Annotated in this window: 1 protein-coding gene and 1 pseudogene; both read left to right on the top strand. The window is 67.7% G+C overall.

Going from position 1 to position 1,513, the window contains the following annotated elements; genetic code table 11:
* Positions 1-213 precede the first annotated feature (213 nt).
* Positions 214-1,404, top strand: coding sequence for an IS110 family transposase (locus ACFYX0_RS47785; RefSeq protein WP_388982125.1), 1,191 nt, complete (start codon positions 214-216; stop codon positions 1,402-1,404).
* Between the two features lie 15 nt (positions 1,405-1,419).
* Positions 1,420-1,513: pseudogene (locus tag ACFYX0_RS47780) on the top strand (IS5/IS1182 family transposase); the annotation flags it as partial.

The raw sequence follows: 1,513 nt of genomic DNA, 5'->3' as shown, positions 1-1,513 counted from the left end.
TCGGATGGGCTGTCGTAGTGTCCGGAAGATCCAGTGGCCCGGGTATGGCTTGTGGGTGGTTGCCCGCGATGGCTCGCTCTACCTGGCCGCCCGGGCCACACGACGACTCGACCGCTGATGAGGAGCTGCGCACCCCTGGGGTGATCGCTGAGTAGGACCACGCTGGCGAGGTCGTCCGGATGAACCGCGTCCATCGAACGACCGGAGGAAGCTGTGGCCCGAAACTGGGCGGGGACCGACATCGGCAAGACCCACCACCATTGTGCGGTCTTGGACGCCGACGGCGAGAAGCTGCTCTCGCGCCGAGTTCTGAACGACGAGCCCGAGCTGCTAGAGCTCATGGGCGACGTCCTGGCGCTGGGCGAGGACGTGGTGTGGGCGGTGGACGTCGCCGACGGCATGGCCGCGCTGCTCGTCAACCTGCTGCTCAACCACGGGCAGAAGATCGTCTACATACCCGGGCTCGCGGTGAACCGCGCTTCGGCCGGCTACCGCGGCATGGGCAAGACCGACGCGAAGGACGCCATCGTCATCGCCGATCAGGCCCGGATGCGCCGTGACCTGCAGATCCTTGAGCCCGGCAACGAACTGGCCGTCGAGCTGCGAGTCCTGACAGACCGCCGGGCGGACCTGGCCGCAGAACGCACCCGGAAAATCAACCGGCTGAGGGCCCAACTGCTGGGAATCTTTCCCGCGTTGGAACGGGCTCTGGAGTTGACCAACACCGGCCCGCTGGTACTCCTCAGCGGCTACCAGACGCCCGCCGCACTGCGCCGGGCCGGTCACAAGCGACTGGAGTCGTGGCTGGCCAAGCGGAACGTCCGCAACCCCGGCCCCCTGGCCGCCGCCGCGGCCGAGGCCGCCCAGCGGCAGCACACCCAGCTCCCCGGTGAGGCCGCGATCGCACAGGTGGTTCACGACCTGGCGTTGGAGGTGATCGGCCTCAACGAGAAGATCCACGCGCTGGACAAGCTCATTGCGGCGCGGTTTCGCGAGCACGAACTCGCCGCCGTGATCTCCAGCATGCCCGGCGTAGGCCCGCTGCTGGGCGCCGAATTCCTGGCCGCCACCGGCGGAAGCCTCAGCCGCTTCAGCAGCGCCGACCATCTTGCGGCCTTCGCCGGCGTCGCCCCGGTGCCACGCGACTCCGGCAGCGTCAGCGGCAACCTTCACCGGCCCCGCCGTTACCACCGAGGGCTCCAGCGCGTCTTCTACACCTCCGCGCAGATCAGCATCCGCAGCTGCCCAGAATCCCGCCGCTTCTACGATCGCAAGAGGGCGGAGAAGAAGCAGCACAAACAGGCCGTACTGGCCCTGGCCCGCCGACGCGTCAACGTCCTGTTCGCCATGATCCGTGACGGAGAGTGCTACCACGCTCCAACTCCTGTCACAGCTGCGGCTTGACAACAGCATGAGGAGGTCGAGCGTTCGCACTCGTGGATGAACGGCTACGGCAAGCTGCGGCGCTGCACCGAGAAGGACGGCAGCGCCGTGGACTTCTACCTCTACCTCG

This window comes from Streptomyces sp. NPDC002573, from assembly GCF_042889625.1.
In the GTDB taxonomy this organism is placed as follows: Bacteria; Actinomycetota; Actinomycetes; order Streptomycetales; family Streptomycetaceae; genus Streptomyces; species Streptomyces gibsoniae.
This window is presented reverse-complemented; position numbering and strand designations above follow the sequence as displayed.